This is a genomic window from Synechococcus sp. CCAP 1479/9, assembly GCF_019038535.1.
Lineage (GTDB): Bacteria > Cyanobacteriota > Cyanobacteriia > PCC-6307 > Cyanobiaceae > Cyanobium.
In genome coordinates, this window is the sequence record NZ_JAFKRK010000016.1 from 14,431 (window position 1) to 40,100 (window position 25,670).

Sequence of the window (25,670 nt, forward strand, 5' to 3'; positions counted from 1 at the left end):
ACCGCGTAAGATCTCTAATCCCTGGTCATGGTCTTTGGCGGCTGTACTGATCACTGGAGGGGCTGGCTTTATTGGCAGTCACACCTGTCTGGTGATGATCGGTGCCGGTCATGATGTGGTTGTCATCGACAACCTGCACAACAGCAGCGTCGAAGCACTCCACCGGGTGGCCGAACTCTGCCAGCTGAGCCCCTGCCGGCAGGCTGTTGATCAGGACGGCGTGCATCAGGCCTGGGAGACCGCCACGGGTGATCGCCGGCTGCGCTTCATCAACGGTGACATCCGAAGCCCGGAGGCCCTCGATGGGGCGTTTCGCGCCAGCGGCGGCGGGGACGTGGCGGCCGTCCTGCATTTCGCCGGCCTCAAGGCCGTGGGTGACTCGATCCAGGAGCCGCTGAGCTACTGGCACGTGAACGTCGAAGGCACCCGTTGCCTGCTCGAGGCGATGCGGCGCCATGGCTGCCGGACGATTGTCTTCAGCAGCACCGCCGCGCTCTACGGCTGCCCGCAGGAGCTGCCGATTCCTGAGAGCGCCTGCGTCCAGCCGGCGAATCCCTACGGACAGACCAAGGCGGCGGTGGAGCGGATGCTGGCCGACACGGCCGCCAGCGAACCGGGGTGGCGGATGGCCAGGTTGCGCTACTTCAACCCCGTGGGAGCGCACCCCAGCGGACGCATCGGCGAAGACCCCAACGGGGTGCCCTCCAACCTGTTCCCCCTGATCACCCAGGTGGCCATGGGACTCCGCTCCCACGTGCAGATCTTCGGCTCCGACTGGCCCACACCCGATGGCACCGGCATCCGTGACTTCATCCATGTGATGGATCTGGCCGAGGGCCACAGGCAGGCCCTGGATCTGCTCCTGACGACCGACGAACAGATCCTCACCCTGAATCTCGGCAGCGGCCAGGGACACTCCGTGCTCGAAATGATCGAGGCCTTCGAGCGGATCAACGGCGCTCCGGTGGCCTACGAATTCGCGCCCCGCAGGCCAGGCGATGTGGCGGAGAGTGTGGCCGATTCAACCGCGGCGCAGCAGCTGCTCGGCTGGTCCACCACCCGCAATCTGGAAGACATCTGCCGGGATGGCTGGGCCTGGCGACAGCAGAACCGGCACGGTTACCGCAGCCGGAGGTAGAGCCATGTCTGCAGGGCCGCCGGGAGGAGGCGCAGCCCGAAGGCCGCCACGGCCCACAGCAGGTTGGCCGCTGAAAACAACCGCAGCTCCCGCATCGCCCGGATCCGCACATGCAGGTCGGCCCAGGCCTGCCGCCAGCCACCACGGCGCCCGAAGAATCCGGAATCCCGCTGGAAGTTCAGCAGCGGTTCCGCCAGGTTGGCGAACACGAAACCCGCTCCCGCCGCCGAGATCCAGAGGTGATAGTCCTCGGTGCGTTTCACATCCTCCCGGTACCGGAGGCCGGATTCAAAGACTCGGCGCCGCAGCATCACCGTGGGGTGGTTGAGGGGATTGCTGCGGGGCAGGGTGGCCACAATCGCCCGATGGCTGAGGGGCATGCGCTTGAGCTGCAGATAGGCGCCGTGCTCATCGACCTCATGGCAGGCGGTGCCAAGGATGTCGACCTCCCGATGTTCCGCCAGGAACCGGCGCTGGCGCTCCATCCTTCCGGGCAGGGATTCGTCGTCGGCATCCATCCGGGCGATCAGAGCAATGCCGGGATCGCGCAGCACCTCCTCCACCAGCTGGTTGAGGCCGTGGGCCAGCCCCCGTCCCTCGGCCACTTCCCGGAGCACCAGCCGGGCCGGGGCGGCGGCGGCACGGAACAGCGCAGGATCGCTGAGGGTCCCCCCATCCACCCGCAGGTAGAGGAGATCGCCGGGGGCCAGGCTGGCGGCCGTGCTGCGGATGGCCCGCAGGGCCAGGGCCGCCGGGGTGTCCCCCTTCATGCAGAGCAGGGTCGCGATGGGCGCGGTCACAGCGCCGAAGCGGACTGCAGGGGAAGCTCGATCTCCTCGTGGGCGGCCCGGGGAACGAAATCCCGCAGGGCCGCCACATCCACCCGCTGCCCCGCGAGGAAGCGTTCGAGCAGGGCCTCGCTGGAGTAGTCATCGGAGGCGCCGGCCCGGTTGTCGAGGATCGTCTGCACCTTGTTGATGGGTGCGCAGAAGGCCACCGACTGCTCGAAGCAGAGCAGGTCAGGCTTGCCCAGGGCGAAGAGGGAACTGGAGGAGGAGAGCACCTGCTCCAGGCGGTTGGGGTTGGTGTAGGGGAGCGTCCGCAGCAGGCCGATCAGATCGGCGAGGCGGTAGACGGAACTGGACACCTCGACCGGGTAGCCGAAGTCGCCGGTCTGGCCCACCCAGCGAAAGCGCAGACCCGAAGCCACCGGCTGGAAATCCGGCAGCGGCTGGGCGCAGTTCATCGAATAGCAGCGCGTGGTGTTGCGGCCGACGCGCAGGGAGAAGCCGATGACGGAGGGCTGCTGCTCCAGGGCCTCCACGATCGATCGCAGCGAAAAGGGCCGCACGAAGATGTTGTCATCGACGAGAAACAGCAGCTGCTCACAGCGCGGACGCCAGGAGCGCAGCCGCAGCCGATCCAGGATCCGGCGCCAGCGGGACGCGGCCGGTGGTTGCCGCAGGCAGGCCAGCAGATCGTGGCGAAAGGAGCGCTCCTCCACCCAGTCGATCAGGAGCCGGCCCTGGAACTCCTCCCGCAGCTGGGCGTACCCCCGGGAGAACGCCTCGGAGCTGGCCCGGTAGAGCACCGTGATCGGCGTCTGCGCCGCCTCCCGGCAATGCAGGGCGAAGGAGGCCAGGGTCGCCTGCAGCTGCAGCGGCCGATCCTTGGAGAAGATCAGGGTGAGGACGCGCATCAGAGCTGGGGGGGAGCCGGGAACTGGTCGTGGATCGCCTCGCCATCCAGAAGCGAGCGGTACAGCCGTTCGTACTGGTCGGCGATCCGCTCCCAGGTGAAGTGGGCCTGCCAGGCCCGGTGGGCGGAGTCGGCCATCCGGCGGCGGCCGGGAGCATCGGCCACCAGGGCCTCCAGCCGCTGGGTTCCGGCGGCCACATCGGCCCGCACGCTGCCTTCCCGGTCGTCACTGCGCTCGCCGGGCAGCAGCTCGCCTCCCCCTGTCCAGGCGATGATCTCGGCCGCATTGCCCACCGGCGTGACCAGGAACGGCGTGTGGGAAGCGGCGGCTTCGAACAGCACCAGGGGGGAGCACTCGATCCAGGAGGGGAACAGCAGCAGGTCGGCCTCAAGGAAGGCGCTCACCGTGTCCTCGCGGGAGAGGGCATGGCCGAGGACCTGGCGGCCGGCCGCCGCGTTGCGACGCCGGTTGAGGCGCTTCATCACCTGCAACTGGGTGGGGAAGGCGAGGGCCCGGAGCCCCTTGCCCCGCAGCAGGTGGTAGAGGCCACGGGCCAGCTGGCGCGGCGTCAGGGAGCGGGCCAGGGACTGGGAGAAATCCGGGCTGACCAGCAGCAGGGTGGCCTGCCGCAGCTGGGAGCGGGAGAAGATCTCGAGGGCCTCGGCCTGCCCCTTGGCCACCGACAGGTAGCCGGAGACATGCAGGATCAGGAGATCGTCTTCGGGGATGCCGAGCCGGGCCCGCAGGCCGGGATCCCGGGGACGGACGAACTCCTCGGCCGCCGCTCCGTTGGGAATGATGGCGATCCGATCGACACCCTCACGGCGGGCGAAATCGATGTCGCGGTAGGAGTCCGAAAGAAAGACGCAGGTGTCATAGCTGCGCATCCATTCGCCCATGGCCGCGAAGTAGGCGGCGAAGGTGGGGTCACCCAGGGCGGAGAAGCCCGTGGGAACGAACACCTTGCGGGCCTTCAGCTGGGGCAGCAGCGGCAGCATCAGATCGGTGGCCCACTGCTGCGCCGCGAAATTGACGATCACATCGGCATCGGAGCCGAGCAGATAGCGCTGGTAGCCGGAGACATCCCCCCAGACCCCCACCGCACTCTTCCCCTGGACATCGAAGCCCCTGACCTTCACCCCCTCGATGCTGTCGCCGGTGCGGGCCGGGTCCGAGCGGGTGGCAACGGTGACGTCGTGGCCCCGGGCCACCAGCCGCTCGGAGATCTGCCGCACCACCTCCGACATGCCATGGCGGGCCGGCAGATAGGACTCGACCGTATGGAGGATCTTCATGGGCCGGCGGGGCTGGGGCGAACCTACGCCGCAGCCGGGGCGGTGGAATAGAGCAGGGTCATGCCCGGCAGGCTGAGCCCGGAGTGCACTGCCTGGAAGCGGCCGGGATGGGCGGCCAGGGACTCCTCGACGGCTTGGCGGGGCCCGACGTTGTAACCGGATTCGGGAGACTGGAGGAAGGTGTCGTGGAGCAGCAGGACCGGATCGGGGACGGCCGCCAGGATCCCGTCGATCTCCCGCCTGACGCTGGCGTGGCTGTGGTCCCCATCGAGGAAGAAGAGGGGAGAAGGGGGACGCCCCGCCCGCTCCCACAGCCCGAGGGAGGTGGTCAGGCCGTCGCCCTGGTGCAGTTCCACCCCCGCCAGGCCCCGCACCATGGCGCCCCGCTGGGAGTGGGGGTGTTCCACGTGGTCGACGTCGTCGGGGAGGTCGCAGGAATGGATGGTGGTGGGGATATGGAAATACTGGGCGATTTCATGGAAGATTCGCGCCGACTTGCCGATGTTGGTACCCCATTCGAAGATCAGGGAAGGCTGAAAACGGCAGACCGTGGCCGTCATCAGCATCAGTTCCTGGAGCGGAAAGGGATGAACCCCGACCACGGGAACCAGGGTGCGGGCCACGAACGCGGAGGTGACCCAACCGTCCACCTCGAACTCCCCGCAGGCGGGATTGCGGGAGGGGTTGGCCGTGCTGAGGAAGGGATCCAGGGAGGTCGAACGTTCGGCGGAGGACCCACGCAGATCCAGCAGCCGAGTAAGAATTCCCATGGTTGTGAATCGGGCGGGCAGGGGGAGTCCTCAGGTGGAGGAGGACGTCATCAGAGCATGATCCCACATCTCTGCGAGACCGCACTGGAGAGATACATCCGGACGCCATCCGCAGGCGAAGCAAAGCTTCCGGGCATCCAGCACATTGGCCTCCACGTCGAATCGCCGTGAGGGCAGATGGCGCACCTGGATGGCGTGGCCGGCCGCCTCTGCCAACGGGCGCAGCAGGGCGATCACATCAAGATTGCTGGCGCCGATCCCGGTGCCGAGGTTATAGGTTTCACCATCATCACCGAAGTCCAGGGCTGCAAGAATGCCGCTGGCCACATCACTGACGTGGATGTAATCGCGGATGGTTCCCGCATCTCCATAGATCTCAATCTCGCGTCGCGTAAGGATGGCGTCGATGGCGGCGGCGAGGAAGCCCTGGCCGGTCCGGGAACGCTGCTGGACGCCGTAGGCATTGGCCGGCCGCACCACCACCACCGGCAGGTCGCGGGTGTGATGGAACATCAGGGCGTAGTGATCGATGGTCAGCTTGGTGATGCCGTAGGGGCTGATGGGGGCCGTCGGGTGGGATTCCGGAATCGGCAGGGTGGCAGGGGGGCCGTAGACCGTGCCCCCGGAGGAAACGAGCAGCAGGCGGCGGACCCCCACCGCCATCGCCTCCTCCAGCAATCCGACGCTGCCGGGCAGATTGGCGAGCAGATCGAAGACGGGGTCGCCGTAACTGGTTTTGGGGACGGTGGCATAGGCCAGGTCGATCACTTCGCAGCCCGGCTCGAGGATCTCCCGCATCTGGGCCCGGTTGCCGAGATCAGCGCAGCGATAGGCACACGGCAGCGCGGCCGTGTGGGCGCCGGGGGGACGCCGCCCCACGACGGTCACCTCACGGCCGGAGGCGATCAGGGCCTGGCTGACCAGGGAACCGATGAACCCGGCACCGCCGATGACGATCGTCTTCATTTGGGCCCCCTGAGCCGTTGCACCAGGCGCCAGAGGCGCTTGGCCAGAGTCCGGAAGGGTCCCGACCGGTGCAGGAGGTCATAGGCCGGTGACTCCCGCACCATCCAGCCGGCCTGCATCGCCTGGACGCGGGCCAGCGCGTCCTGGCGCAGGGACGCAGCGAGAGACTCGGCCGCCGAGGCCTGAATGGCGCCCAGGAGGATGGACTGCATCCGGGAGAAATCGGGACGGGCGGACACCTCCTCCACCCCCCCGTGGGTGAGGGCCGCGATGGCCCGGATATCGGGATCGTCAGCGGAAAGGCCTGAGGCGGCCGCAAGGTTTTCTGAACAGATCGTGATCAGGCGACGGCGGAATGGGGCCGGACCGACGCGCGACATGCTGCCGGGGATCTCCCTGTAGGCGAGCAGAACCTCGCCGAGGTTGGCGATCCCTCCGGCACGGGCAAGGCGTGACCAGAGCTCGAAGTCTTCAGGAGGCTGCCGCTCCGGGTCCGTCGTGTAACCACCGACCTGGGCTAGGGCGGTCCGGCGCAGCATGACGGAGCTATGGACGAACGGGTTGTTGAACAACATCAGATACCGAAGCTCCGCTTCATCGACCGGATGGCGGTGGAAGCGATTGACGACACGATCAATCTCCATGATCTGCGCCCAGGTACCGAGCAACACACAATCGGGATGGGCCTCCATGAAGTCGACCTGCTGACCCAGACGCTCTGGATAGGAGAGGTCGTCCTGGTCCTGGCGAGCGATGTACTTGCCGGTAGCAAGACCAATGCCTCGATTGAGTGTGGCGGCCAGCCCGCGATTCTCTTGCTGGATGATCCTGATCCGCTGATCACTGAAGCCAGCCATCACCTCAGAAGATCGGTCCGTGGACCCATCGTCAATGATGATGAATTCGAAGTCAGAAAAGGTCTGGGAAAGGATGCTATCGATAGCGTCAGCGAGATAGCGCTCGCAGTTATAGACAGGAAGCAGGACAGAAACGAGGGGATCAGCCAATGTCCTGCCTCAGAGCACGATGCGGATGACGTCGTCCTTTACGGAGAAATCAGCCTTAGGATAGGCCCCGTGGACATAATCCCTGAGCGAAGCGAGCGTTGGGTAATCGTGGGTGCCATCAAAGTTGCGGGCATCATCGATCAACACGACATGGCCGGGAACGGAATGGTTGAGGATGGCTTCCATCTCTGCAGACACGGGTGTTTCACGCTCGCCAAGTGCCGTATTGCCAGCCGAGTAATGGCCGTCAAGCCAGAAGAGCGTAGGAACCTTCAAGCCATCAAGAATGTCGGGAAGTACCTCGGAGCTGTCTCCCTCGATGATGGAGACATGGGGGAACTCACGGAGGCGCTGCTGGGCCCGCATACAGAGCTCAGAGCTGAGCTCGATGGAAATGATGGTCTTGAAGCGCTTGCGCAGAGAAAAGACCATGTCACCAAGATAGGTTCCTGTTTCCACCAGCGTTGACAGTCGATAGCGGGAGGCATAGCTGGTCAACAGCTTCTGCTTGTAGAGATGGGGTGGCGGTACCGGACTGCCCGAGTGCCGCCAGGCCCTGATCAGTTCGCGCTCCTTCGCACGCCGCTGCAGGGCCTGAACGAGGCGTTCAACCAGCCGATACGGGGGCAGGGCCGTCACAAGAGACACGACGTGGTCCCAGGACAGGGTGATCGTCCGGGACAAAGTGGCCATCACACGGTCCTTAAGGCTGCGGCGCCGCAGGGTCGACTCCAGCACCAGGCTGACGGGCTGCAAATCCTCAACCGGAAGGATCGTCCCACCGCCCGCAGCGAGGAGATTCTGCCTCAACCTCTCCCACCAATAGGCAAAGGAGGCCAGCGGTAAAGGCCGCGAGTAGACAGGCTTGGTGGCCAGAAACGTTCGTCCGTCATAGGCGTTGATGACATAACACAACTGGCTCCTGTCGAAACAAGTGCTTAGCTCGAGCTCAGGGATGCCGAGGGCGGCAAAGTCATCTAGATGCACATAAATACAATTGGTGGCCGTGCAGGCGGCGAGTCCATAGCCCTTCTCTCTGGCTAGGCGCGTCAATGCGGCTGCGGAGGCCCCGAAATATTCCCCCTGTCGCTGCACAAGATCAAGCTCAGGCGGGATCGTTGGATTGTATTCAACGACGACGACCCTGGGTCTATACGTGGTCAGGGATGACCAGACATGATAATCGTCACCATCAATATCAATCGACAGAAGATCCACACCATCAGGGGACACCCCCTCCCTGCTCAGCAGGCTGTCCAAGGTGTTGGGACCAGTGGCCGCGACGAACGCATGGACAGCTGTCACCGAGGGAAAGCTGATGATTGACTGCTCAAGTTGCAGGAAACGCTCATGGTCACCTTCGATGAGCACGGCAGACCAGCCCGACTCGTGCCAAAGCGCCCACGTGTTGCTCAGATGCTTGCCGTCCCAGGCACCAAATTCCACACACCGCCTTGATCGAGGCTCGATACGCCGAAAGATCTCTGCGAGAATGCCATCCTCGCCATTCTGGGAAACGATATTGCTCGCGTGCTGATCCAGTAGCGCCATGTATTCCGCTGGGGGCTTCCTATAGCTGATGTTACTACCTCCGCTGCCAGCCTCCGTCTGGTGGAATTCCTCAGGGATGACGGACACCATGTGAATCCTGTAGCGCGTTGAGACGGCAGGAGGCAGGAAACAGAAGGGACTGGTCCGCTGTTCAACGAACCGTGAGATCCTGCTTCAGCCAGCGCAGAGCCAGCGGCAAGAGGCGGTAGAGAAACTTCACGATCAACAACGGACTGGAACCGGGCGTCCGTACCATAATTCTCAAATAGGTTGCGTAGTATTGCAGGTGGCTAATCGCCAATCCCCACTGGCGCCGATGGTGATGCGTTAAGGGAACTACTTGGTCGGCAACGGGAGGCACGGGAGCTGGAAATGGAATGCCTACCGAATAGAGCTTGTCAGGAACAAGGCTGAAAGACCATCGCGATAGTACGTCACAAACGAAAAGCATGTCAGCCCCCCATGCATTCGAATGAAAGTAACTCTCGACGGAATCGTCTATCAAGGCCTCACGTCGGAAAAGTCCGTAAATCAGGTTAGCCTTGCCTCGTTCAGGAGCCTGAAGGGCATAAGTGGAAACACGGCCAGGACTGGTATCGCGAAGAAAGCCCTCATAGGCCTGATAAAATGAACCGTAGGAGAGACATGCTGTTCCATCAGGGTAGCGAACATCGAAGTCGCAGAACGCCAAGCCGCTTGAAGAATTCCTCAGCAAGGCTTGCAACAGCTTTTCGATAAATGATGGATGCCATTCATCATCATCTGCTGCCCACATAAAAAAAGAACCCTTGGCCCTACGCAGAACAAAGATGAAGTTCGCACTTGGGCCGATATTAGACTCTTGACGGAAATACCTGATGCGCGGGTCCTGCTCCGATTCTGCCAACACAAGCCGTGAAACACGAGGATCGGGAGAGGCGTTATCTGAGATAACAATATCAAGGTTTTGATAAGACTGGGCGCGGATCATGGCAAGAGATCGCTCAAGCTCTTGAGGTCTGTTGTACGTCGGCATCCCAACAGTCACCAAAGGAGTCTGGTTCATTAAGGCGGCTACGATTGAGTCAGTGCAGCTGTCACAGAAAGACCTCAGGAATGGCGTTCCAGACGCGAGCTCTACCCACGGTCATCGATCGGCGAGATAGTGGATCTTTGCGGCTTGCGGCATCCAGGTATCGGCATCCGCGAGGATGGCTCTGGCATGGAGTGGATTCAAGCCAGGATAGATCCTACGAATCGAGTCAGGGCAATCCTCAGGCGCAAGGACAGCAACACCTAGGTAGTCCTGGCCTTGGAGATACTTGTTTCGATCCAGAAAGCAGAGCGGTTTCTGATGAAGCCGAGAGGTGATCAATGCACCGTAAAAGCCAGCACCATAAATCGCTGTCGGTACATGTGCCTCAACGTGCTGATCAGCGTCAAGGAAACCCAGAGCCTTGGACCAGAAAGCCAGAGCATCAATGGCTTGAGTGATGTCTGAACCAATATCAGTCTGTGGACCACCACTGGACGAGGCAGAAACCACCGCCCGCTCCGCAATGACAACGTAGGCACCACGGAACAGCTCACGGGAGAGCGTATGCACGACAAGACCAGCAAGCTCACATGTCCTCTTCAGGCTCGAGGCCGTGAAATGGTTGACATGATCCACCACCAGAAAGTCACCCGTGTTGCTCAGAGGATCGGGAACCGTGAAAAACACCTTGCCACCAGGAGTCAACAATTCAGCAAGACACTTCAGTGTTCCGATGGGATCGACAACATGCTCAAGCACAAAATGGGCCGTGACGAGGTCGAAGCAACCTTGCCAGTCTGCAGGAAGACGATGGGTTACCTGTTCGGAAGCGGGGACCCAGCCCTGCCAGAAGCCAACGTAATCATCACTGACATCAAAGATGGAGGGACGCAGATCAGGCCTTGACTCCAGGAAGGTCCGCAGCGTTGTTCCCTTTGCGGCACCAAAATCGAGTACCCGTGCGTTCAGGGGCAGACCAATGGCCGCCAGCATCTCGGCTTGCCGCTGTGTACGAAAGACAGGCTGGCCGTCACGGACCTCATAGAGTTGGTCGTGTTGATCCGATTGCAGCGAGATACGATACTGCGTATCATAGAATTCTTGGATCTTTGGCAAGTCTGGAGATTGCCCATGCCCACAGTTTCGACAGATATAGGTCTGGGTGGGAATCGCAAGATGTGTGGAGATAGAAGTAATCGCTGGCGCAGCAGCAGAGTAGCCAGAGGACGAGAGAGTTGCGCCACAAATACGACACTGGGTCATCATATTGCTTTCAGATCGCGACTTCTGCTTGATCAAGAATAGCACGGAAGTCTTGACCACCTGCAAAGGAGCCCTTCCAGCTGATCTTCACACCCAACGGATTCACAAAGTTGAAGTAACGGAATTGGATCGACCAGCGAGGATAGGCGTCGACATTCTCTCCAGACTGATGCAGTGTGAGAAAGTCCATCAGCAGCAGGTCTCCGGGCTCTGTAAGTGGAGATTGATGCTGGTACTTTGCCAGCCGCTCCGCCTCCCCGACAAGGCGAAGGGCATAGGCCCCCTGCTGAGCAGAATCCAATGCTGTTTGGACGGGAACGATGCCTTCACGATGGGATCCGACACAGACCTCTACGGGGCCCAGCGATGGTCGGATCGAGACAAGGGGTGTCCAATAGACAATGCCATCAAGGCTGCGCAACTGGGCAGGAAACTCCTGATGCCATGGAGCACGGAAGGTGGCCTCACCTGGGCAATCGATACGAATGCCGTAGCCGCCAGCAGCCAGTCCGGGTATGGATCCTGAGCGAAGCTCACGAAACAAGCATGAATTCCGCATATCACTGACAAGCTGCATGAACTCCGGGATCTGCTTTACCGCGTCATACACTTCTCCCCCGTAGGCACGATCACGCCGGATCAGGGCCATGAACCCCTCAGTCATGGCGAGATCAGCAGTCTGCGTGGGGGCTTCAACCTGGTACTTGATACACAAGAGTTCAATAATGGCTCTGATTCCTTCAAGAATCGGGGCGACTTGAGTTGATTGATCGTAGAAGCCCTTGAGGAGCAGAATTCCGCTATCCCGAAAAGCGTCTCTCTCCAGTTCCGTGACTAACGACATTCCAATCTCCTTAGATGCTCTCTCCAACCGACAGTGGCTGGGCGTAGATGCTGCAAGGCAATCGAGGGATCAACGGAGGAATAGAGGTCGAGATTGGCAACGTAAGGTGTAAAGAAGGCATCACCTTGATCCCACGGAACTGGATCATAAACCATATACTCCACCCCAATGGACGCAGCCTCAAAAGCCTCATGGCAAAGGTAAGCAGCGGCTCCATGAGCCGTAACGTAACGGGTTCCTCCAACCGCCTGCACCAAACTGAGCACACGGTTCCAGGAGGTACCTTCCACACCCATGGCTGAGGACCTCATCCTCCTGGCTGGCAAAACTCCCCAACGCTCGGCGGGCATCTCAGCGCTGGCAATCAGCCGACCAACCATGGAACTGGAGACCATCGCCTCATCGAACAACTTGAGGGCCTGCTGCCGATAGGGTCGGGCCCTCAAGCTGTGTGACAACAGGGCGCGATGGGCCAGAAACAACTCCTCCCCCGGCAGCCCCAGATCCATGATCTGTGGAAACGATGCGCCACGCACCAAAGGGATTGTCATCCACTTGGTCGTCTGACCATATCTGACCTGCACTCGATTCGTAAATGAGCCCTTGGAGAACTGAGCATCATCCAGCCAGATCAGAACATCCGCCAAAGCCATTTGGGCCATGAAGCCGACCCAGGGGTAGTACATGGGCTGACTGATGACAACCGTAGTCATACGGTCTCCAGAAGCATCTCCATCATCGTGACATCATGGTAGTGGTTCCCATCAAAATAATGCTGCTTGAGATGGCCAACCATCCGATACCCAATCGAGGCGTAAAGGTGTAAGGCGATCTGATTATCCGACCTCACCTGCAGCATCAGCTTGCGAAGGCCCAAATGGACTCTCGCCTCTTCCGCCAAGGCCACCATGGCGCGGCGGCCCCAGCCAGATCCTTGCCAACGGGGATGCAGGGCAATGCCCACCCAGGCGTACCGATCCAGACCATGGAGGTCAGTCAATTGCACAAAGCCCGCGGTACTACGGCCATCCAGCTCGATCACCCGAAACCAGCCCATGGTTTCTCTTCGGCTGACCCAGGCCTGGACATCGACCGTCGCCTCAGGGTCAGGATGGGCCAGAAGTCGATGCTGCAAGGGGATGTCCGTGCGCAGCTCCCTGAGGACCTCTTCATCGGCGTGGGGGATATACCGACGAAATTGAAGGGTCATGATCGGCAGCGCAGGTAGCCACCGGGGGATGAGGAAAGGACGAGCTTTCCATTCAGGACCGGATCCGGCTCGAAGCGATCCTGTTCCTGCAGGTAGTCCCGTAAGGCCGACAGAGGTTCGTCTCCCTTGTACCAGATCTTGGAGCGCTTCTTCGGCGCCTGGTCCTCCTCCACATGGCCCACCAAGGTGTCGGCAACCACCAGATAGCATCCCTTGGTCACCAACGGTCCATAGGCGCGGCACTCCTCAAGAACATGCTGGCGGCTGTGATCGCTGTCAAGCACCACCATCACTCGTGCCCCTTCAGGGATCAGACGACGCACCTGCTCAAGGGTTGGGATGTCAACCGAGCCACCCTCAATCAGATCCACCCTGTGGGCCAATGGATGGCTCTGAATCGCCTCGCGATTGTGCGGTCGAATGTCGATATCCACTCCGATGACCCTGCCATTGCCAAGAATCTCCAGGATCGAGGCCATGAACAGGACCGATCCACCCCTGGCGACTCCGGTCTCGATAATGATGTCGGGCTTGCTGTTCCAGATCACTTCCTGTGTGGCGAGGACATCGGCTGGCATCTGGATGATCGGGACACCCATCCACGTCCAGAGATAGGAGTAGTCGTAACGATCAAGTTCGGTGATCAGCGCAAGCGAATGGGAGAACGCCTCATGATCCTGTCCTAAAGCCAGGCAGTTTTGCTCTCTGGACTGCTCAAACTGCTGTCGGTCATCAGTCGTCATGGGGTCAGGATCGGTGATAAGGAGAACAAAGATGCAGAACAGGCGATTGGCGGATACCCCTATCCCGTCAGGTGCTGTTGCACGAGTTGATGAATACGCTCTGCGTCCTGCTGGGAAAAACCAGAGAAACTGGGCAGATTGATACTTCTCATATGAATTGTCTCGGAAAGAAAAGGCTGGGAAGAGGCCTTTCGCCCAGGAACAGACGTGGAACTTAGTGGCCAGAAAAAGACACGACCATCAATTCCATGCTCCTGAAACTGCTTCAGCAGTTGATCCCGGTCGAAGGCCACCGAATGGTCAACCACCATGGTCGGCATCCAATAACCATTGACCACGTGGGGCGGCTCCGGGTTCATCTTGACAGGGAGAGATGAAAAGAGCTTGTGGTAGCGGGAGAAAGTCTGACGCTTCTCATTGATGAGTTCATCAATTCGCTCCAGTTGCGCGCAACCTATGGCAGCCTGGATGTTGCTCATCTTGTACTTGAATCCCACCCGCTCAGGCCAGAACTGCCTGGGTTCACCTTTGGCACGGCCATGGTTGGACAAGGTGAGCACCTGTTCGTAGAGGTGACTGTCGTTGGTGACGAACATGCCACCTTCCCCGGTGGTCAGCGTCTTGGTGCCATGAAAGGAAAAAACACCGAAACGGCCCAGGCTTCCTGCCCTCCTGCCATGCCACTGGGAGCCAATCGCTTCAGCGGCATCTTCGATCACAGGGATGCCATAGCGCTCACCGATCTCCAGAAGACGATCCATGGCGCAGAGGTTGCCGTACAGGTGAACCGCCACAATCGCCTTGGTTCTTGCCGTAATCCCCGCTTCCACCTGATCTGGGTCAAGGCACCAGGTATCGGGAAGAATGTCGACGAAGACCGGCTGGGCCCCCAGATGGACGATGGGCGCGGCCGTGGCCACCCAGTTGGTGTCCGCCATGATGACTTCGTCTCCAGGGCCGATCCCAAGGGCGTGCAAGCCCATGTGCAGCGCCCCCGTACAGCTGCTCGTAGCAAGGGCATGGCCGACGCCGAGGTGCTGACGAAAAGCCTCTTCAAAACGGACGATGTAGTCGTAGCAATGCTCACCCCAACCATTGCGGGCCGCATCCGTGGCGTAGGCCACCTCCAACTCCGTGATCGACGGCCTTGTGTAGGGAATTCTGGGTGGGGAGAAGTCGTCCATGACTCAGATGGCCGAGAGGATGGGAATCGCCACCTTCACGGGTACGTCGATCCTGCCTCTGAGCTGGGCCTTCACTTCGCCCGCCAGGTTCCATGGAAGCACAAGGAGCTCATCAGGCTGCCGCTCCAGAAGATCATCAACATTAATGATGGGAATGTGGCTTCCTGGCAGCCATTTTCCAATCTTGCTGGGGGCTAGATCGGCCACCGCTTCCAGCAGGTCGCTGCGGATCCCGGCGAAATTCAGCAGGGTATTTCCCTTGGCCGCGGCACCATAGGCAAGCACCCGCTTCCCGGACCGGCGGGCAGCCAGCAGATACTCCATCAGCGCAAACTTGGCTTCCAAGGCGCGCTTCTGGCAGCGGTCGTAAGCGTCCAAGGACGTGAGCCCGGCTGTGGACTCCTCCGCAAGGACCCCCTCCACAGCCTGCCGTTCCTGCGGGGTCTGGGCAGCAGCCGCAGGATCTCCGCTACGGGCAAGCCATACCCTCAGGCTGCCGCCGTGGGTGGTGATCTGCTCGGCGTCGAGCACCATCAGCCCAGCATCCTCCGCCATTCGCTGCAGAGTCGTAAGGCTCAGGTAACTGTAATGCTCGTGATAAATCGTGTCGAACTGGTTGCCGTCAAGCAATCGCAACAAGTGGGGAAACTCCACAGAGGCCACACCAGATGGCTTGAGAACACGGGAGATTGCCGCCAGGAAGTCATTGATATCTGGGACATGAGCCAGCACGTTATTTGCCACTAACAGATCGGCCCTGTAACCCTGGGACACCAGCTCGGCCGCAAAATCTCCGCCGAAGAATCTCTCGAGTGTGTCGATCCCTTTGCTTCTCGCAGCCTCTGCCGTAGCGCGGGTTGGCTCGATGCCGAGGCACGGAATCCCTTGCGCCTTCACGTACTGGAGCAGATAGCCATCGTTACTGGCCACCTCAACAACCAGACTACCTGGACCGAGCGAAAGTCGATCGACGGCCGCCTTGACGAACCGCTCCGCATGCTGACACCAGGTGATCGATGTGCTTGAGAAGTAGGCATAATCTGCAGTGAACAACTCATCCGCTGGTGCATGCATGGGCAGCTGCACGAGCCAGCAGTTTGAGCACACATACACGCGCAGGGGAAAGGTGACTTCCGGCAGACTCAGCTTCGCCTCGCTCAGGTAGGCATTGCTGGGCGGCTGATGGCCGAGGTCAATGACTTCATGCTCCAGTGGAGTCCCGCAATGTCGGCAGTGGTGGGTCACGGCAGGCTCTCCAGCAGGGGCAGCGACCGGTCACGCTCACTCAAGTCCCTGGGCTGCATCGGCCAGTCGATGCCGAGCTGGGGATCGTCCCATCGCACACCGGTCTCCTCCGAAGGGCGATAGGGAGCCCCGTGAAGGTAAAGCAAGGTGCTGTCAGGCTCCAGCACCTGAAACCCATGGGCACAGCCCGTAGGGATCAGCAGGGAGTTCCCGGCTTCGGCGCTGAGGTCCACCGCCACCCAGTGGCCACGCGTCGCGGAGCCCGGCCGCAGGTCAACGGCCACGTCCCAGACACGCCCTACCACGCAGGTGACCAATCGGACCTCCGGAGGCGCCCCCCGTTGGAGATGCAGGCCTCGAAGTGTTCCGGGGCTTGGGTTGTGGCTGAGATTGACCTGCTCGATCGGCCGATCCCCTCCCCAGAGCTGGCTCCAGTCCTCTCGCCGGAAGACATTCAGGAAGCGGCCACGGTGATCGCCATGCGGCCGGCGGCTGATCTCCACCACACCCTCGAGGGCCGTGGCGCGGTGGCTGGTCTCAGCCATCTCAGGCGAGAGCAGGCCGACGCAGCACGGTGAAGGCGTCGAGATCCTCCAGACCCCAGCCATCGGCAATGCCACTGAGGCGCTGAAACGCCACGTCCAGACCGGCCTCCTCTGCAAACCCTCGCATCCGCTCGGCGGTCATGTCGCTGCGGTTGCCGGGATTGTGGGCCCAGTCGCTGTTAGGAGCCACCGTCCCGTAGTTGGAGTGGTGCAGGAACGCACTGCCACCGGGCCGCAGGACGCGCGCAATCTCATGGACATAGGCCCGCACCACGGACGAATCGAAATGAACCATGGAATCAAAGGTATAGACAAGCGACTGGGAACTCGAATCGACCATTGAGAGGGAATCACCATCGGTAACGAAGTAGCGGAATTTGCAGCCGTCACGCTGCTCACCGAACCGCTCCCTGCAGGCCTCGATGCAATTGGGATTCACATCAATGAGCGTGATCGATCCAGCCAGCCTACGTAAATGCTCTGTATTGCGGCCATGGCCCGGAGCAAGCTCAAGAACGTCAGTGAAGTCAAGATCCTTGATGATGGGCCAGATCACCCCCTCCCACTGCTTCTGGATGTAAGGCTCAGCGTCCCGGTAATAGTTGCCTTCTGCATGGGCGTCACGACACTGGGCAATGGTTTTGAGACGAATCATCTCCAGTGCCACATCGCCGCAGACGGCAGCCGGATCCTCCTGCTTCAGCCGCCCGGAAGCCTGCAGAAGATCAGCAGCCATTCGATTCTGAAGCTCCTCCTGGAAGCAGAGAATCACACCACTACGTGTCAGATCATGGGAAAGAACCTGTTCGCGGAGGCTGTCGGGAAAGTCAGCCTTGACGATCCCGATGAGATCAAGCCAGGGCACCAAGCGGCCTGGACTTTTCTGGACCCGCTCGATGGCCTGTCTTCTGGAGGACGGAGGACGACTGGCCGACGCTGCGGCGATACGACCCAACTTCCTCCGGATCCTGGCAGCCAGCGAACGCATCGAAATCCGATCCACGTCAGAACTCTATTCTCCCATGACATCTGCCCGAGTGCCAGACAGGAGCCATCAACTCATGCTCCAGTTCAGCTGCGGCCTGACAGCCCCAGGGACTTTATGCACGGCCCCATGGCGGGCTTCATCATGCAGATCCTCTATCACCTCAAAGCAGAACTGATCCTGAACATGGAAATGACAACATTGGGGTATCGGTGTGGTGGCAGCAAAATTGACAGAATAGGTTCCTTCATTGAGAAATCTTGCCGGCAACCAGACCGTCGCTTGGTGGCGTCCCGATGAGGCGGGAGGCTGGGGAAGAGGACTGGTGATGAAGGCACACTGACCCGCCGTGAAGAAATGGAAGTTCGGGATCACCGGTCCCGTGGAAGGCTCCATGAGCTCGTAGGTCATCTCGATGCCGACCTCCCTGTCGATATGGGCGTAGCTGACACTTTCACCGGACCGGTCCACCATCCGTGCTCCGACCATGCGGCAGAACCTGTCGCCGGGAGGATCCCCCGTCAGATCGAGAAGCGAGCCTGCCGTTTCCTCGCTGCTGGCGAAATAGGAGGCCGTCACGGACTCCGTGGGGCCGATCTGGGTGACCCTGCCATTCTCCAGCAACATGCACGTATCGCAGAGGCTGTTGACCGTGCTGAGGCTGTGGCTGACAAAGAGAACCGTTCGCCCCTGGCCGGTGACATCCTTCATCTTGCCGAGGCACTTCTTCTGAAACTGAAGATCACCCACGGCCAACACTTCATCGATGATCAGGATGTCCGGCTCCAGGTGGGCGGCGACAGCAAAGGCCAGACGCACATACATGCCACTGGAATAGCGCTTCACCGGGGTGTCGATGAAGCGGTGCACCTCGGCGAAATCAACGATCGCATCGAAAACCTGGTCGATCTGCCGGCGTCGCATGCCCAGCAGCGTGCCATTGAGATAGATGTTCTCGCGGCCGCTGAGCTCGGGGTGGAAACCGGTACCCACCTCCAGCAGGGAGCCCACCCGGCCGCGGATCTCGGCCATGCCGGTGGTGGGCTCCGTGATCCGGGACAGGATCTTCAGCAGGGTGCTCTTGCCCGCCCCGTTCCTGCCGATCACACCAAAGACCTTGCCCCGGGGAACCTCGAAATCCACATCCCGCAAGGCCCAGAAGATCTCGCTGCTCATCCGCTGCCGAGGCCCCTTGCCCTGCCAGGGCCAACGACGGCAGGAGCCACCCTCACCAGCCTCGACTGGGGGCTCCGCCACGCCCAGATGATCAATCCTGTAGGACTTGCCCAGGGAGCGAACGGTGACGGCAATATCTGAAGTCGAAGTCATACGATATCGGCGAAGCCCCTTTCAATCTTCTGGAACACGGCCATACCGATCGCCAGAGAAGCGACCAGCCCCGACAGCATGCTCGCCATCATGGTAAAAGTGATCGGGACACCGCCCAGCACCGACCAGCGAAATCCCTCAATCAGCCCCACCGTTGGATTGAGCGAGTACAGAAACTGCCAGCGTTCAGGAATCAACGAAGAGGAATAGACGATCGGCGTCAGATAATTCCAGGCCTGCAGCGCGAACGGCACCGCATAACCGAAGTCGCGATGATAGACATTCAGCGAGGCCACGATCAGCGTCAGCCCCAGGCCCATCAGGAACGCCGCCAGCAGGAAGAAGGGGGCGGCCAGCAGATGCCAGCCCAGTCCGATGCCGAAAAGCGCCAGCAGCACCACCAGGACCCCAAGGCTGACCAGGCCATCCACAACCACCGACCCCATCGAGGCCAGAGGAATGATCAGACGGGGGAAATAGATCTTGGACAGCAAACCGGAATTGGCCACCAAGCTGGTGCCGGCCCTGCCGATCGAGTTACTGAACAGCCCCCAGGGAATCAGGCCCGTGAACACCATCAGCAGATAGGGCTGACCATTGCTGGGCAATCGGGCGAAGTTACCGAACAGCACGGCAAAAATAATCGCCGGCACTAGCGGCTGCAGAATCACCCAGACCGCTCCGAGGCTCGTCTGCTTGTAGCGCAGCTTGATATCGCGAAGAGCCAGGAAATACAGGAGATCGCGATACTCGACGATCTCCTTCCACTCAAAGAATGAAAAGCGGCGCCTGGGCTGAATGCGAGTGACGCTCATATGGCGGGACTGGGTGGTCAGGGGAGGCTGTCACGCCGTCACCCTGTCGACCTCAGACCACCAGCAGGCTCATGCCCCAGTTGACCAGCACCAGGGCCACCCAGGCGGCGCCGCCGATCAGGATCAGGCGGTTGGAGCGGCCGCTGTCCTCGGTGCTCGCGTAGAGCACCGGCACCGCCACGATCAGGGCGAAGGACATCACCACCAGGGCCAGAACGGTGAGGGTGTTGAGGATCTGCATGGGGCAGGAAGGCTCGGGGCCGGATCAGGCAGCGTGGGCGATCCTGCCATGCAGCGCGGGGGCCTGCCCGCCGCCGGAGCCATCCTTCACACGTTGTCGGGCGCGAACAGATCCCCGGCGGCCGCCAGGGCCCCCAGACCAGGGGCGGCGGCGTCCTTGGGGGCCAGCAGGGGCTCGTGGGGCGCCGGCAGCTCCCCCAGGGGCCAGTCGATGCCGATGGCCGGGTCGTTCCAGGCCAAGGAGCGCTCGCACTCCCGGCTCCAGTAGCCGGCGGTCTTGTACTGCACCTCGGCCACCGGGCTCAGGGTCAGGAACCCATGGGCGAAGCCCACCGGCACCCAGAGCTGGTGCTGGTTCTCGGCGCTGAGCCGCTCGCCCACCCACTGGCCCAGGGTCGGGGAGTCCCGGCGCAGGTCGACGGCCACATCGAAGACCTCCCCGACGGTGCAGCGCACGAGCTTGCCCTGGGGGTGCGGCGCCCGCTGGAAATGCAGACCCCGCAGCACCCCCTGCACGGAACGGGAGTGGTTGTCCTGCACAAACTCGGGGGCATCGGCGTCCTCCCGTCCGAGGGCCTCGGCGAAGCGGCGCCGGTTCCAGCTCTCGCTGAACCAGCCCCGCTCATCGGCGTAGACCGCCGGGGTGAGCAGCAGGGGGCCGTCGATGGCCAGGAACTGAACGTTCATCGTTGGGGCTCCAGGGCCTGGTGGTCGCTGGCGGCCTCCTGCAGCAGGCGCAGCAGGTAGTCGCCGTAGCCGGATTTCTTCAGGGGCAGGGCCAGCCGCTCCAGCTGGCCGTGGTCGATCCAGCCCAGGCGCCAGGCCACCTCCTCCGGGCAGCCCACCTTGAGGCCCTGGCGCTTTTCAAGGGTGCGGATGTAGCTGGCGGCCTCGTGCAGGGAATCGGGGGTGCCTGTGTCCAGCCAGGCCATGCCGCGGCCCATCAGCTCCACCCGCAGCAGGCCCTCATCGAGGTAGAGCTGGTTGAGGTCGGTGATCTCCAGCTCGCCCCGCGGCGAGGGACGCACCTGGCGGGCCCGCTCCACCACGGTGTGGTCGTAGAAGTACAGGCCCGTGACCGCATAGCGGCTGCGCGGCTGGGGCGGCTTCTCCTCGATGCTCAGCACCCGGCCATCGCCGCTGAACTCCACCACCCCGTAGCGCTCCGGATCGCTCACCGGGTAGGCGAACACCGTGGCCCCCGGCCGCTCGCCGTTGGCCCCCTGCAGCTGGGGGATCAGGTCGTGGCCATGGAAAAGGTTGTCCCCGAGCACCAGGGCCGCCGGTGCGCCGTCGAGGAACTCGGCACCGATAAGGAACGCCTGGGCCAGGCCATCGGGGCTGGGCTGCACCGCATAGCGGATCTCCATGCCCCAGCCGGATCCATCGCCCAGCAACCGCTCGAAGGCCGGCTGGTCGGTGGGGGTGGTGATCACCAGCACCTCGCGGATGCCCGCCAGCATCAGGGTGCTGAGCGGGTAGTAGATCATCGGCTTGTCGTACACCGGCACCAGCTGCTTGCTGACGGCGGTGGTGAGGGGGGCCAGGCGCGTGCCGCTGCCCCCCGCCAGGATCAGTCCCTTGCGGTTCATGGCTGGGCGGGCAGGGCGGCCATCAGGCTGCCCATCTCCAGGGCCTGGAGGCCGTAGCTCCAGCCCAGGTTGCTCTTGATGCCGGCCCGCTCCAGGGCCTGCTGCAGGGTGTCGGTGGTGAGCACCCCGAAGATCACCGGCACGCCGGTGTCGCGGGCCACGGCGGCCACCCCCTTGCTCACCTCGGCCACCACCACGTCGAAGTGGGGGGTGTCGCCCCGGATCACCGCCCCCAGGGTGATGACCACCTGGTAGCGGCCGCTGGCGGCCAGCCGCTGGGCCACCAGGGGAATCTCGAAGCTGCCCGGCACCCAGGCCACGTCGAGCTGGGTGCTCTCGGGGCTGACGTCGATGCCGTGGCGGGAGAGGGAATCGAGGCAGCCGCTGAGCAGCTTGCCGGTCACCAGATCGTTGAAGCGGGCGATCACCAGGCCGATCCGCAGACCGGCGACATCGGTGAAGCGACCTTCGAAAACCGTCAAGGGGTCAGACCATGAAGAAGCTCATGCCCCAGTTGAGCAGCACCAGGGCCACCCAGGCCAGCCCCCCGACCCGATCCCCTTACGATCGGGACGCTCCTGACGGCGGACCCATGGCCAGGGAAGTCCAGCAGCAGCTCACGCTCGCGGACGATCCGGCCCTGCAGGGGGACCTGTTCGGGGGCACGCCCGAGCCCACCGTGCTGGCGCCGGAGTCGGCGACGGGGTCGCCGTCGGATGGGGACGCCCCGGACGACCAGGCCCTGCTGGCCGATGCCAGCGCCCGGCCCCGCACCCGCCGGCAGCGGCCGGCGACGGCCCCTGCCGCCGGCCCCGAGGTCGACGGCGAGCAGGCCGGTGACCCGGGCGGTGGCGACGCCAGCGGCGCCCCGGCGCCGTCCGGCGACGCCGCCCAGGAGCCCGATGGCGACCTGCCCCGCTGGCACCACCATTCCCTCGTGGACCCGGCGACGCTCACGCCGGTGCTGCGCCACTACGTGGAGCTGAAGGCAGCCCATCCGGACCGGGTGCTGCTCTACCGGCTCGGCGACTTCTACGAGTTCTTCTTCGAGGACGCGATCCTGCTCTCGCGCCTGCTGGAGCTCACCCTCACCGGCAAGGATGCCGGCAAGGCCCTGGGCCGGGTGCCGATGGCGGGCATCCCCCACCACGCCGCCGAGCGCTACTGCGCCGACCTGGTGCGCCGCGGCCTCAGCGTGGCCCTCTGCGACCAGCTGGAGGCCACCCCCGCCAAGGGGGCCCTGCTGCGCCGCGGCATCACCCGGGTGTTGACCCCCGGCACGGTGCTGGAGGAGGGCATGCTCGCGGCCCGGCGCAACAACTGGCTCTGCGCCGTGGTCCTCGACGGGGACGGCAGCCACGCCGGCCGCTGGGGTCTGGCCGTCGCCGACGTCAGCACCGGCGAGTTCCGGGTGACCGAGCGCACGGGCAGCGGCAGCCTGCACCAGGAGCTGCTGCAGCTGGAGCCCGCCGAGGTGGTGTGGCCCGGCCCGGCGGAGGCGCCCGCCTGGTGCCCCGATGGTCTGCGGCTCACCCCCCTGGCCCGCACCCCCTTCGAGGCCACCGAAGCCGCCGCCCTGCTGCGCCGCCGCTTCCGCCTGGCCAGCCTCGATGGCCTGGGGCTGGGTGAGGCGCCCCTGGCGCTGCGGGCCGCCGGGGGCCTGCTGGCCTACCTGGACACGACCCAGCCGGCGCCCGAAGACGCCCCGTCATCGGCGGCGGAGAGCACCGCGGCGATCCCGCTGGAGATGCCCCGGCTCTGGCACGCCGGTGACCAGCTGGTGCTCGACGCCCAGACCCGCCGCAACCTGGAGCTCACCCGCACCCAGCTGGGCGGCGCCCTGCAGGGCTCCCTGCTCTGGGCCCTCGACCGCACCGCCACCGCCATGGGCGGCCGCTGCCTGCGGCGCTGGATCGAGGCCCCCCTGGTGGATCGCGCCGCGATCCTGGAGCGGCAGGAGGCGGTGAGCGAGCTGGTGGAGCAGCGGCCCCTGCGGGTGGGGCTGCGCCGGCTGCTGCGGCCCATGGGGGATCTGGAGCGGCTGGCGGGGCGGGCCGGCGCCGGCAGCGCCTCCGCCCGCGACCTGGTGTCCCTGGCCGATGGCCTCGAGCGGCTGCCCCGCCTGGCGGCCCTGGTGGCCCCCTGCCGCAGCGGCCCCCTGGCGGCCCTCAAGGGTCCCTGGCCCGAGCTGGCCGCCCTGGCCGAGGAGGTGCGCCACCACCTGGTCGACACGCCGCCCCTGTCGCTGAGTGAAGGCGGGCTGCTCCACGACGGCGTCGATCCCGTGCTCGACGGCCTGCGCAACCAGCTCGACGACCAGGAGGCCTGGCTCTCCCGGCAGGAGGCGATCGAACGGCGGGCCAGCGGCAACCCCAACCTGCGCCTGCAGTACCACCGCACCTTCGGCTACTTCCTGGCCGTGAGCCGCGCCCGGGCCGCGGCCGTTCCGGACCACTGGATCCGCCGCCAGACCCTGGCCAACGAGGAGCGCTTCGTCACCCCGGAGCTCAAGGGCCGCGAGGGCCGGATCCTGCAGCTGCGGGCCCGGGCCTGCCAGCGGGAGTACGACCTCTTCTGCGACCTGCGCCGGCGGGTGGGGGAGGCGGCCGGGCCCGTGCGGGCGGCCGCCCGGCGGGTGGCGGAACTCGATGCCCTGGCCTCCCTGGCGGAGGTGGCGGCCACTGGCGGCTACTGCCGGCCCGAACTCAGCGAGGGCCGCGAGCTGGTGATCGAGGCGGGGCGCCATCCGGTGGTGGAGCAGCTGCTGGTCGATGCGTCCTTCACCGCCAACGACCTGCAGCTGTCGGCGCCAGGTCCCGATGGCGCCCCGGCGCCGGATCTGATCGTGCTCACCGGGCCCAATGCCAGCGGCAAAAGCTGCTATCTGCGCCAGAGCGGCCTGCTGCAGCTGATGGCCCAGATCGGCAGCTGGATCCCGGCCCGCTCCGCCCGGCTCGGCATCGCCGACCGCATCTTCACCCGGGTGGGGGCGGTGGACGACCTGGCCAGCGGCCAGTCCACCTTCATGGTGGAGATGGCCGAGACCGCCAACATCCTTCACCACGCCAGCCCCCGCTCCCTGGTGCTGCTCGACGAGATCGGCCGGGGCACGGCCACCTTCGACGGCCTCTCGATCGCCTGGGCGGTGGCGGAGCACCTGGCCGAGGGCATCGGGGCCCGCACGATCTTCGCCACCCACTACCACGAGCTCAACGAGCTCGCCGAGCTGCTGCCCAACGTCGGCAACGCCCAGGTGCTGGTGGAGGAGACCGGCAACGACCTGGTGTTCCTGCACCGGGTCTGCCGGGGGGGCGCCAGCCGCAGCTACGGCATCGAGGCGGCCCGGCTGGCGGGTGTGCCCGCCTCGGTGGTGCTGCGGGCCCGCCAGGTGCTGGGCCGCATCGAGGCCAACAGCCATGTGGCGGTGGGACTTCAGGGGGGACCCAGGGCCGCCTGATCCTGGGCCGGCAGAACCTCGGCCGCCTGATCCAGCCAGGCCCGCCGCAGCAGAGCATTGGCGGCGGCGCCCACCAGGCCGGCCCCGCCCTTGCTGCCCTCCAGCCGGATCTGGGGGAGGGCGCTGGCGGCGAGATGGCGCTTGCTCTCGGCCACCCCCACGAACCCCACCGGCATGCCGATCACCAGGGCCGGGGCGGCGATGGTTCCGGCCTCCACCAGCTCCAGCAGCCGCTCCAGGGCCGTGGGGGCGCTGCCCACCAGCACCACCGCGCCCGGGTGCTCCACCAGGGCCCGCTCCATGCCCGCCGCCGCCCGGGTGCCGCCGGCGGGGGCGACGGCGGGGGCCCAGGCCAGCACCGAATGGACCGGATTGGCGAAGGTGCGCCGGGCCATGGGGGCCACGGCCGCCGCCGCCATCGCCGTGTCGGTGAGGATCGGGGCGCCGGCCGCCAGGGCGTTGAGGCCGGCGGCGCAGGCCCCCGGACCGAGGCGCAGATCCGGCGCCAGGGCCAGGTCGCCGCTGCTGTGCACCAGGCGCTCGAGCACCTCCTGCTCCACCCCCTCCAGGCCGGTGAGCCCCAGCCAACCGCGGATGCGGCGCACGCTCTCCCGAAAGATCGGATGGTCGAGGGAGGCCGCGGAGCCGGAAGAATCGAAGCTGTCCATCGCCTGCGGCGCCCCGGGGCGCAGAACCTCCCCCGGCGCCCGGCGCGGCCTGCAGCCCGGAGGGGGGAAACGGCGAGGCTACGGGAAGCGCCGGTCGGGGCAGGGGCAG

General features: G+C 63.9%; 26 protein-coding genes. 2 read left to right on the forward strand and 24 right to left on the reverse strand.

Annotated features, from left to right (window positions below; genetic code table 11):
- The first annotated feature begins 34 nt into the window (after positions 1 to 34).
- Positions 35 to 1,138, forward strand: coding sequence for a UDP-glucose 4-epimerase GalE (gene galE, locus KUG38_RS04360; protein WP_216919346.1), 1,104 nt, complete (start codon positions 35 to 37; stop codon positions 1,136 to 1,138).
- Here galE and KUG38_RS04365 read toward each other — a convergent pair.
- From KUG38_RS04365 to ribH, 23 genes are all read right to left on the reverse strand, one after another.
- Positions 1,120 to 1,938 (reverse strand): glycosyltransferase, encoded by an 819-nt coding sequence (locus KUG38_RS04365; protein WP_216919348.1) that lies wholly within the window; start codon positions 1,936 to 1,938, stop codon positions 1,120 to 1,122. The genes galE and KUG38_RS04365 overlap by 19 nt on opposite strands.
- On the reverse strand, positions 1,935 to 2,837 hold the full coding sequence (locus KUG38_RS04370; RefSeq protein ID WP_216919350.1) for a hypothetical protein: 903 nt from the start codon (positions 2,835 to 2,837) through the stop codon (positions 1,935 to 1,937). The genes KUG38_RS04365 and KUG38_RS04370 overlap by 4 nt, the downstream gene beginning before the upstream one ends.
- Entirely contained in the window at positions 2,837 to 4,132 is a 1,296-nt protein-coding gene (locus KUG38_RS04375; RefSeq protein WP_216919352.1) for a glycosyltransferase family 4 protein, read from the reverse strand. Before KUG38_RS04375 ends, KUG38_RS04370 begins: the two co-directional genes overlap by 1 nt.
- Before the next feature lie 23 nt (positions 4,133 to 4,155).
- Positions 4,156 to 4,902 (reverse strand): CmcI family methyltransferase, encoded by a 747-nt coding sequence (locus tag KUG38_RS04380; RefSeq protein ID WP_216919353.1) that lies wholly within the window; start codon positions 4,900 to 4,902, stop codon positions 4,156 to 4,158.
- 30 nt (positions 4,903 to 4,932) lie between these two features.
- The gene (locus tag KUG38_RS04385; RefSeq protein ID WP_216919354.1) at positions 4,933 to 5,868 is read right to left on the reverse strand and encodes an NAD-dependent epimerase/dehydratase family protein; all 936 of its coding nucleotides are present in this window, start codon (positions 5,866 to 5,868) and stop codon (positions 4,933 to 4,935) included.
- Positions 5,865 to 6,875 (reverse strand): glycosyltransferase family 2 protein, encoded by a 1,011-nt coding sequence (locus KUG38_RS04390; RefSeq protein ID WP_216919355.1) that lies wholly within the window; start codon positions 6,873 to 6,875, stop codon positions 5,865 to 5,867. Before KUG38_RS04390 ends, KUG38_RS04385 begins: the two co-directional genes overlap by 4 nt.
- Before the next feature lie 9 nt (positions 6,876 to 6,884).
- A complete protein-coding gene (locus KUG38_RS04395; RefSeq protein WP_216919356.1) occupies positions 6,885 to 8,426 on the reverse strand; it encodes a class I SAM-dependent methyltransferase in 1,542 nt (513 codons plus the stop codon).
- 151 nt (positions 8,427 to 8,577) lie between these two features.
- A complete protein-coding gene (locus KUG38_RS04400) occupies positions 8,578 to 9,441 on the reverse strand; it encodes a glycosyltransferase family 2 protein (protein ID WP_216919357.1) in 864 nt (287 codons plus the stop codon).
- A gap of 111 nt (positions 9,442 to 9,552) precedes the next feature.
- Positions 9,553 to 10,764, reverse strand: coding sequence for a class I SAM-dependent methyltransferase (locus KUG38_RS04405; RefSeq protein WP_216919358.1), 1,212 nt, complete (start codon positions 10,762 to 10,764; stop codon positions 9,553 to 9,555).
- Complete coding sequence (locus KUG38_RS04410; RefSeq protein ID WP_216919360.1) at positions 10,715 to 11,548, reverse strand: phytanoyl-CoA dioxygenase family protein; 834 nt, start codon at positions 11,546 to 11,548, stop codon at positions 10,715 to 10,717. Before KUG38_RS04410 ends, KUG38_RS04405 begins: the two co-directional genes overlap by 50 nt.
- Positions 11,539 to 12,261 (reverse strand): WbqC family protein, encoded by a 723-nt coding sequence (locus KUG38_RS04415; protein ID WP_216919362.1) that lies wholly within the window; start codon positions 12,259 to 12,261, stop codon positions 11,539 to 11,541. Before KUG38_RS04415 ends, KUG38_RS04410 begins: the two co-directional genes overlap by 10 nt.
- On the reverse strand, positions 12,258 to 12,758 hold the full coding sequence (locus KUG38_RS04420; protein ID WP_216919364.1) for a GNAT family N-acetyltransferase: 501 nt from the start codon (positions 12,756 to 12,758) through the stop codon (positions 12,258 to 12,260). Before KUG38_RS04420 ends, KUG38_RS04415 begins: the two co-directional genes overlap by 4 nt.
- Positions 12,755 to 13,501: a cephalosporin hydroxylase family protein gene (locus KUG38_RS04425; RefSeq protein WP_106222057.1), complete on the reverse strand. Its 747-nt coding sequence runs from the start codon at positions 13,499 to 13,501 to the stop codon at positions 12,755 to 12,757. The genes KUG38_RS04420 and KUG38_RS04425 overlap by 4 nt, the downstream gene beginning before the upstream one ends.
- Positions 13,502 to 13,560: 59 nt before the next feature.
- The gene (locus KUG38_RS04430; protein WP_216919366.1) at positions 13,561 to 14,685 is read right to left on the reverse strand and encodes a DegT/DnrJ/EryC1/StrS family aminotransferase; all 1,125 of its coding nucleotides are present in this window, start codon (positions 14,683 to 14,685) and stop codon (positions 13,561 to 13,563) included.
- Between the two features lie 3 nt (positions 14,686 to 14,688).
- On the reverse strand, positions 14,689 to 15,930 hold the full coding sequence (locus KUG38_RS04435) for a methyltransferase domain-containing protein (protein ID WP_216919368.1): 1,242 nt from the start codon (positions 15,928 to 15,930) through the stop codon (positions 14,689 to 14,691).
- Positions 15,927 to 16,475 (reverse strand): dTDP-4-dehydrorhamnose 3,5-epimerase family protein, encoded by a 549-nt coding sequence (locus KUG38_RS04440; RefSeq protein ID WP_094584248.1) that lies wholly within the window; start codon positions 16,473 to 16,475, stop codon positions 15,927 to 15,929. Before KUG38_RS04440 ends, KUG38_RS04435 begins: the two co-directional genes overlap by 4 nt.
- A 1-nt stretch (position 16,476) precedes the next feature.
- Positions 16,477 to 17,340 carry a class I SAM-dependent methyltransferase gene (locus KUG38_RS04445; RefSeq protein WP_216919370.1) on the reverse strand — a complete coding sequence of 288 codons (864 nt, stop codon included), beginning with the start codon at positions 17,338 to 17,340 and terminating at the stop codon, positions 16,477 to 16,479.
- Positions 17,341 to 17,529: 189 nt separating this feature from the next.
- Entirely contained in the window at positions 17,530 to 18,636 is a 1,107-nt protein-coding gene (locus KUG38_RS04450) for an ABC transporter ATP-binding protein (protein WP_286195627.1), read from the reverse strand.
- A 149-nt stretch (positions 18,637 to 18,785) separates the two neighbouring features.
- Positions 18,786 to 19,604, reverse strand: coding sequence for an ABC transporter permease (locus tag KUG38_RS04455; RefSeq protein ID WP_216919374.1), 819 nt, complete (start codon positions 19,602 to 19,604; stop codon positions 18,786 to 18,788).
- A 52-nt stretch (positions 19,605 to 19,656) separates the two neighbouring features.
- Positions 19,657 to 19,845, reverse strand: coding sequence for a photosystem II reaction center protein PsbZ (gene psbZ / locus KUG38_RS04460; protein WP_094584244.1), 189 nt, complete (start codon positions 19,843 to 19,845; stop codon positions 19,657 to 19,659).
- Between the two features lie 86 nt (positions 19,846 to 19,931).
- Positions 19,932 to 20,531, reverse strand: coding sequence for a dTDP-4-dehydrorhamnose 3,5-epimerase (gene rfbC, locus KUG38_RS04465; protein WP_216919376.1), 600 nt, complete (start codon positions 20,529 to 20,531; stop codon positions 19,932 to 19,934).
- Positions 20,528 to 21,436 carry a glucose-1-phosphate thymidylyltransferase RfbA gene (gene rfbA, locus KUG38_RS04470; RefSeq protein WP_094584242.1) on the reverse strand — a complete coding sequence of 303 codons (909 nt, stop codon included), beginning with the start codon at positions 21,434 to 21,436 and terminating at the stop codon, positions 20,528 to 20,530. Before rfbA ends, rfbC begins: the two co-directional genes overlap by 4 nt.
- Complete coding sequence (gene ribH, locus KUG38_RS04475) at positions 21,433 to 21,918, reverse strand: 6,7-dimethyl-8-ribityllumazine synthase (protein WP_216919378.1); 486 nt, start codon at positions 21,916 to 21,918, stop codon at positions 21,433 to 21,435. The genes rfbA and ribH overlap by 4 nt, the downstream gene beginning before the upstream one ends.
- Positions 21,919 to 22,028: 110 nt before the next feature.
- Here ribH and mutS point away from each other — a divergent pair, with 110 nt between their 5' ends.
- Entirely contained in the window at positions 22,029 to 24,893 is a 2,865-nt protein-coding gene (gene mutS / locus KUG38_RS04480; protein ID WP_216919380.1) for a DNA mismatch repair protein MutS, read from the forward strand.
- Here the strand turns inward: mutS and KUG38_RS04485 are convergent.
- The gene (locus KUG38_RS04485) at positions 24,869 to 25,561 is read right to left on the reverse strand and encodes a precorrin-8X methylmutase (protein WP_216919381.1); all 693 of its coding nucleotides are present in this window, start codon (positions 25,559 to 25,561) and stop codon (positions 24,869 to 24,871) included. The genes mutS and KUG38_RS04485 overlap by 25 nt on opposite strands.
- Between the last annotated feature and the right edge of the window lie 109 nt (positions 25,562 to 25,670).